Origin of the sequence: Streptomyces sp. UNOC14_S4, from assembly GCF_020740835.1 — a bacterium.
Lineage (GTDB): Bacteria > Actinomycetota > Actinomycetes > Streptomycetales > Streptomycetaceae > Streptomyces.
Genome location: NZ_JAINFC010000422.1, coordinates 1 through 6,745, shown reverse-complemented (window position 1 = coordinate 6,745; position 6,745 = coordinate 1). Strand labels below are relative to the sequence as shown.

The 6,745-nt window shown below is 70.0% G+C and carries 6 protein-coding genes; 3 read left to right on the top strand and 3 right to left on the bottom strand.

The window, feature by feature from the left end; genetic code table 11:
* Positions 1–265: 265 nt before the first annotated feature.
* Complete coding sequence (locus K6I34_RS28375; RefSeq protein WP_229330119.1) at positions 266–694, bottom strand: PPOX class F420-dependent oxidoreductase; 429 nt, start codon at positions 692–694, stop codon at positions 266–268.
* 125 nt (positions 695–819) lie between these two features.
* On the opposite strand from K6I34_RS28375, the gene K6I34_RS28370 reads away from it, so the two are divergent.
* Both K6I34_RS28370 and K6I34_RS28365 read left to right on the top strand, forming a co-directional pair.
* Positions 820–1,266, top strand: a complete 447-nt coding sequence (locus tag K6I34_RS28370; RefSeq protein ID WP_229330116.1) for a roadblock/LC7 domain-containing protein — start codon at positions 820–822, stop codon at positions 1,264–1,266.
* 133 nt (positions 1,267–1,399) lie between these two features.
* Complete coding sequence (locus K6I34_RS28365) at positions 1,400–2,368, top strand: DUF6397 family protein (RefSeq protein WP_229330114.1); 969 nt, start codon at positions 1,400–1,402, stop codon at positions 2,366–2,368.
* On the opposite strand, the gene K6I34_RS28360 is transcribed toward K6I34_RS28365, so the two are convergent.
* Both K6I34_RS28360 and K6I34_RS28355 read right to left on the bottom strand, forming a co-directional pair.
* Entirely contained in the window at positions 2,330–3,196 is an 867-nt protein-coding gene (locus K6I34_RS28360; RefSeq protein WP_229330112.1) for an acyl-CoA thioesterase II, read from the bottom strand. The two genes, K6I34_RS28365 and K6I34_RS28360, sit on opposite strands and share 39 nt — an antisense overlap.
* A gap of 49 nt (positions 3,197–3,245) precedes the next feature.
* Positions 3,246–5,759, bottom strand: coding sequence for an RNA helicase (locus tag K6I34_RS28355; RefSeq protein ID WP_229330110.1), 2,514 nt, complete (start codon positions 5,757–5,759; stop codon positions 3,246–3,248).
* 144 nt (positions 5,760–5,903) lie between these two features.
* Between K6I34_RS28355 and K6I34_RS28350 the strand changes: the two genes are divergently transcribed.
* The gene (locus K6I34_RS28350) at positions 5,904–6,695 is read left to right on the top strand and encodes a metal-dependent hydrolase (RefSeq protein ID WP_229330108.1); all 792 of its coding nucleotides are present in this window, start codon (positions 5,904–5,906) and stop codon (positions 6,693–6,695) included.
* The last annotated feature ends 50 nt before the right edge of the window (positions 6,696–6,745 follow it).

Below are 6,745 nucleotides of genomic sequence, written 5' to 3'. Positions count from 1 at the left end.
TCTCGCGGATGTTCTCTCGATCTGTGGATATGGAACCGTAGGAAGTCCCATCGTCCCAGTTCAAGGGGCATCCGCGTCTTCATGTCCAGGCCCTGGACCGGTCATCGCTCGGTGGATCAAGGCTAAGCGGGCCTGACGAAGTCCGGTGCGGTTCGGCAGCGCCCCGAAGGGGCGCGGGATTGTGCTGCACTATGCGGCTCCGCCGCGTGGGCGCGACCAGCCACGACGCACCCGCAGTTGACGTACCGGTTTTCCAGCGGAGCGCTCAGTCGGCGACCGCGGCCTGCGCGACGACCTTGTCGATGCGGGCACGGACCAGCACCTCGCCTGGGACACCGTTGCGGGCCCCGAACTCCTCCGCTCGCTCGTCGCCCATATAGCGCGCGGCGATTCTGGTCGACCAGGACCGTACCTCATTCAGGTCGTCACTCAGCTCGGCGCGAGCGCGCAGTGTGACGAACGAGAACGGCGGCCGGTCGTCGTCGACGCAGAGCGCGATGCGGCCGTCACGGGCGAGATTCCGCCCCTTGACCGTGTTCTCACCGGTGCAGAAGACGAGTTCGTCCCCGTCGAGGACGAACCAGACCGGAGCGATGTGCGGGCTCCCGTCCGCGCATACCGTCGAAAGCTTTCCCGTGCGCGTGCCCATGGAAAGAAAGGCCCGCCACTCGTCCTTGTCCATTCTCCGTGCCATGTCCTCATCCTGCGTCAATTGGCGCACGGACACGTGCCGACAGGCCGGTCGGGTTGCCGACCGCGCCCGCGTGAGCAAGGCTTGCACGGCAATTGACGGGGAACGGCGGAACGGGGAGGCACGACATGGCACTCAGCGAAGAGCTCGACTGGATGCTGGACGACCTGACCGAGCGCGTCGAACACATACGCCACGCGATGGTGCTGTCCAACGACGGGCTGGTCACGGGCGCGAGCGCGAGCCTCGAAAGAGAGGACGCGGAGCACTTGGCCGCGGTCGCGTCCGGGCTCCACAGCCTCGCGAAGGGCACGGGCCGCCAATTCCGGGCCGGTCGGGTACGTCAGACGATGGTGGAATTCGAGGAAGGCATCCTGTTCGTGACGGCGGCGGGTGACGACAGTTGCCTGTGCGTGCTCGGCGGCCCGCAGGCCGACATGGGCCACATCGCCTATGAGATGACCCTCCTGGTCAACAGGATGGACGAGCGCACGGGCGGGGGTATGGGCGAGCGCATGGGCGTGGACGCCCGGCAGTACGGTCCCGCACGTCGGGGCCCCGACCGCTCCGTCTGAAGCCCGGCGGCCCGGTCCGGGACGGAGGGGGCGGCTCGGCTCGGGCGGAGTTATCCACAGGCTGGACGCGCTGTCACACCCTGCCGCTACATTCGTCACTGTCAGTGATTGAACCGTAGTGGGGGAGGGTGTCATGACGGTGCGGCAGCATCAGGAGCAGGGCACGGCGGTGGCCGCGCTTCCGTTCGGAAGGGCGGCGCGGGAGCTGGGGCTCAGGCCGCGCGAGTTCGACCTCGCCGTACAACTGGGGCATGTGCGGACGGTCGCCTCCGGCCCCGGTGGCCGACGGCGGGTCACGCGGGAGGAGATCGAACGGCACACGGGCGGGATCGGCTTCCCCGAAGCGCTCCGTGCCCGGGTGTGGGTCGTGGGCACCGCCGAGGGCGCCGAGCTGATGGGCGTCGGGCCGGCCCGCTTCGTGCGCCTCGCCAGAGCAGGCTGTTTCGCACCCGTGAGGTTCTACGTGAACCGGTATCGCGCGGTGGTCTGGCACTACTTGGCCGCTGACCTCGCGGAGTTCGCCGACGCGAATCCGGGCCTGCTCACCGGCCGCGCACCTGCGGAGCTGCGCGCCACGCTGGAGAGGAAGGTGGACAGTCGGCCCCGGGCCTGGCGAGCCCGGCGGGTCGACCAGTTGCTGGCCCTCACCCAGGACCCCTGGGGACGGGCGGCGGTCATCGCCTCGGTGCTCCGCCCGGAGCAGCTCACCGACACGGTTCCCGACCCATTCGAGCGGGCCCATGTCGGCACCCTGCGCCCACTGCTCGCCCTCGGGCGCTCGGACACCGTGGCCGGTCGCGAGATCATCGACAGGATGACCGTCGCGGCGGAGCCGGACGAGATCGAGGGCTACCGGAATCTGCTCACCGCCACTCTGGCGGAGGCCCGTGCTCTGCGGGCCGCGCCGCGGCCGGAGAGCGAGCGGCCCCTTCCGGCGCGGAGCGCTCCGCCAGGGCGAGCCCCGAGCCCGGCCCCGGTCACCACCGCGGCCGGGGCGCCCGAGAAGCGGAAGCCGCGACCGAAGGGGCCGAGGACGCTGTGGGGACTGTTCCGTCGCCGGAGTTCACGGCAACTTCCGGAAGAGTCCCTCCTGCATCACTGACACCAGCAGCCTGCCCTCGCGGTCGAAGATCTGCCCTCGGGCCAGTCCCCTGGCGCCGGTGGCGATGGGTGACTCCTGCTGGTAGAGGAACCACTCGTCGGCCTTGAAGGGGTGGTGGAACCACATCGCGTGGTCCAGCGAGGCCAGGTCGAATCCGCGCGGGCCCCACAGTGGCTCCACCGGGATGCGCACCGCGTCGAGGAGCGTCATGTCACTGGCGTAGGTGAGGGCGCAGGTGTGGACGAGGGGGTCGTCCCCGAGCGGCCCCAGGGCACGCATCCACACCGCGCTGCGCGGTTCCGCGTCGGCCAGCTCCTGCGGGGTCCAGCGCAGCCGGTCCACGTAACGGATGTCGAAGGCGAGCCTGCGCTCCATGTGCCGCAGCGCGCTCGGCAGCTCGCCTCCCAGATGGTCGCGGATCTCGTCGGCGAGCCGCGGCAGACCTTCCGGGGCGGGCACCTCGGGCATCGCCACCTGGTGCTCGAAACCCGGCTCGGGCTGATGGAAGGAGGCCGTGAGATTGAAGATCGTCCGGCCCTGCTGGACGGCCACCACGCGCCGCGTGGTGAAGGACCGTCCGTCGCGGACCCGCTCCACCTGGTACACGATCGGTACGCCCGGCCGCCCGGGGCGCAGGAAGTACGCGTGGAGCGAGTGGACCGGGCGGCCACCGTCGGTGGTCCGCCCGGCCGCGACCAGTGCCTGTCCTGCCACCTGCCCGCCGAATACCCGCTGCAGGGACTCGTCCGGGCTGCGGCCCCGGAAGATGTTCAGATCGATCTGCTCGAGGTCGAGCAGACCCACCAGGCGGTCGGTGGGACTGGCCATCGGTACTCCTCTGCTGCCGGGGCGCGCCGAGGGGGCGGCGCCTCGGAGGCTACAGCTGCCCGACGTCCATGACGCGGACCACCGCGCGGCCTTCCTCGTCGGAGGCGGCGAGGTCGACCTCGGCGGAGATGCCCCAGTCGTGGTCGCCGTTGGGGTCGGCGAAGGTCTGCCGGACCCGCCACAGACCGTCCTCGGGCCGCTCCTCGATGCTCAGCAGCTTCGGCCCCCGGGCGTCGGGGCCGGTGCCGAGGTCCTCGTACTCGTCCCAGTAGGCGTCCATGGCCTCGGCCCAGCGGTCCGCGTCCCACCCGGCCTCGGTGTCCATCTCGCCCAGTTCGTCGACCTTGTCGAGCGCGGCGAGCTCGACGCGGCGGAACAGCGCGTTGCGCACCAGCACCCGGAAGGCGCGGGCGTTCGCGGTGACGGGCTTGACCTGGTCGGCGCGCTCCTGCGCCTCCTCGGCCGTCTCCTCCCCGGGGTTGGCGAGCTGCTCCCACTCGTCCAGCAGGCTGGAGTCCACCTGGCGGACCATTTCGCCGAGCCAGGCGATCAGGTCCTCGAAGTCGTCGGACTTGAGGTCGTCGGGCACGGTGTGGTCCAGCGCCTTGTACGCGCTCGCCAGGTAGCGCAGCACGATGCCCTCGGTCCGCGCCAGGTCGTAGTGGGAGGTGAACTCCGTGAAGGTCATGGCGCGCTCGTACATGTCGCGGATGACCGACTTCGGCGACAGCGGGTGGTCGCCGACCCAGGGGTGGCTCTTGCGGTAGAGGCCGTAGGCGTGCGAGAGCACCTCGTCCAGCGGCTTGGGGTAGGTGACGTCCATGAGGCGCTCCATGCGGTCCTCGTACTCGACGCCCTCGGCCTTCATCGCCGCGACGGCCTCGCCGCGGGCCTTGTTCTGCTGGGCCGCGAGGATCTGCCGCGGGTCGTCCAGTGTCGACTCGACCACGGACACCATGTCCAGCGCGTAGGACGGCGACTCCGGGTCGAGGAGCTCGAAGGCGGCGAGCGCGAAGGTCGACAGCGGCTGGTTGAGCGCGAAGTCCGACTGGAGGTCGACGGTCAGCCGGACGATCCGGCCCTCGGCGTCGGGCTCGTCGAGCCGCTCCACCACACCGCCGTCCAGCAGCGAGCGGTAGATGGCGATGGCCCGGCGGATGTGCCGCAGCTGGTTCCGGCGCGGCTCGTGGTTGTCCTCCAGCAGGCGGCGCATGGCCTCGAAGGCGTTGCCCGGCCGCGCGATGACGGCGAGCAGCATCGCGTGGGTGACCTGGAAGCGGGAGGTGAGCTGCTCGGGCTCCGAGGCGATGAGCTTCTCGAAGGTGTTCTCGGTCCAGTTGACGAAGCCCTCGGGGGCCTTCTTGCGGACCACCTTGCGGCGCTTCTTGGGGTCGTCCCCGGCCTTCGCGAGCGCCCTCTCGTTCTCCACGACGTGGTCGGGTGCCTGGGCGACGACGAACCCCGCGGTGTCGAAGCCCGCCCGGCCCGCGCGCCCGGCGATCTGGTGGAACTCCCGGGCACGCAGCGTCCGCACCCGCTGGCCGTCGTACTTGGTGAGCGCGGTGAACAGCACGGTGCGGATCGGCACGTTGACACCGACGCCCAGGGTGTCCGTCCCGCAGATGACCTTCAGCAGGCCGGCCTGTGCCAGGCGCTCCACCAGGCGTCGGTACTTCGGCAGCATTCCGGCGTGGTGGACGCCGATGCCGTGACGTACGTAGCGGGACAGGTTCCGGCCGAACTTGGTGGTGAACCGGAAGTTCCCGATCAGCTTGGCGATCTCGTCCTTCTCCTCGCGCGAGCACATGTTGATGCTCATCAGCGCCTGGGCCCGCTCGACGGCGGCGGCCTGGGTGAAGTGGACGATGTAGACCGGCGCCTGATGGGTCTGCAGCAACTCGGTCAGGGTCTCGGTCAGCGGCGTCGTGCGGTACTCGTAGGAGAGCGGGACGGGCCTGGTCGCGGAGCGCACGACGGCGGTGGGCCGTCCCGTGCGCCGGGTCAGGTCCTCCTCGAAGCGGGAGACGTCGCCCAGCGTCGCGGACATCAGGACGAACTGTGCCTGCGGCAGCTCCAGCAGCGGGATCTGCCAGGCCCAGCCGCGGTCGGGCTCGGCGTAGAAGTGGAACTCGTCCATGACGACCTGGCCGATGTCGGCGTCCTTGCCGTCCCGCAGGGCGATGGAGGCGAGCACTTCGGCGGTGCAGCAGATGATGGGCGCGTCGGCGTTGACCGAGGCGTCGCCCGTGAGCATGCCGACGTTCTCCGTGCCGAAGATCTTGCACAGGTCGAAGAACTTCTCCGAGACCAGTGCCTTGATAGGCGCGGTGTAGAAGGTCACCTGGTCGTTGGCGAGCGCGGTGAAGTGCGCCCCGGCCGCCACGAGGCTCTTTCCCGAGCCGGTCGGCGTCGACAGGATCACGTTCGCGCCGGAGACCACCTCGATCAGTGCCTCCTCCTGCGCGGGGTACAACGAGATCCCCCGCTCCTCGGCCCAGGTCGAGAACGCCTCGAAGAGGGCATCGGGGTCGGCATGGCTCGGCATCTGATCGATAAGGGTCACGCCTCCATACTGCCTGGCCCCGGGCCGTATCGGAGAACCGGGCGGTCGGACGAAGATCATCGGGCGTTACGCTGAGTCGCCGACTCGGCGTCAGGAATTGCGAATAACCGGCCATAAAAGGCCGTAAAAAGGGGTGAATCAATCATGATGGGACCGGCCCACTCGCTCTCGGGCGCGGCCGCCTGGCTGGGTGTGGGGGCCGCGTTCGCCGCAGCGGGGCACCCGATGCCCTGGCCGGTGCTGGTCGTCGGCGCCCTGATCTGCGCGGGCGCGGCACTCGCCCCGGACCTCGACCACAAGTCGGCGACCATATCGCGGGCCTTCGGCCCGGTCTCCCGCATCCTGTGCGAGATCATCGACAAGCTGTCGCACGCGGTCTACAAAGCCACCCGCGGCCGTGGCGACCCGCGCCGCAACGGCGGTCACCGCACCCTCACCCACACCGCCGTGTGGGCCGTGCTGATAGGCGTCGGCACCTCGGCACTGGCGATCACCGGTGGCCGCTGGGCCGTGCTCGGCATCCTCTTCGTCCACCTCGTGCTGGCCGTCGAAGGGCTGCTGTGGCGGGTGGCCAGGACCTCCAGCGACGTCCTGGTGTGGCTGCTCGGCGCCACCAGCACCTGGATACTCGCCGGAGTCCTGGACGAACCGGGCAACGGGGCGGGCTGGCTGTTCGACGCCCCGGGCCAGGAGTACATGTGGCTCGGTCTGCCCATCGTGCTCGGTGCCCTCGTGCACGACATCGGCGACGCGCTCACCGTCTCCGGCTGCCCGATCCTGTGGCCCATACCCATCGGCCGCAAGCGCTGGTATCCGATGGGGCCCCCGAAGGCCATGCGCTTCAGGGCGGGCAGCCGGGTCGAGATGAAGATCCTCATGCCGGCCTTCGTCCTGCTCGGCGCGGCCGGTGGCATAGGAGCCCTGGACGTCTTCTGAGGCCCCACGACACCGCCGTGTCACGCCATTGCAGGGGCCGGGGGCCGGGG

Coding starts and splice junctions, on each gene's coding strand:
- K6I34_RS28375 (WP_229330119.1), bottom strand. CDS start 694: ATGGCACGGAGAATGGACAAGGACGAGTGGCGGGCCTTTCTTTCCATG.
- K6I34_RS28370 (WP_229330116.1), top strand. CDS start 820: ATGGCACTCAGCGAAGAGCTCGACTGGATGCTGGACGACCTGACCGAG.
- K6I34_RS28365 (WP_229330114.1), top strand. CDS start 1,400: ATGACGGTGCGGCAGCATCAGGAGCAGGGCACGGCGGTGGCCGCGCTT.
- K6I34_RS28360 (WP_229330112.1), bottom strand. CDS start 3,196: ATGGCCAGTCCCACCGACCGCCTGGTGGGTCTGCTCGACCTCGAGCAG.
- K6I34_RS28350 (WP_229330108.1), top strand. CDS start 5,904: ATGATGGGACCGGCCCACTCGCTCTCGGGCGCGGCCGCCTGGCTGGGT.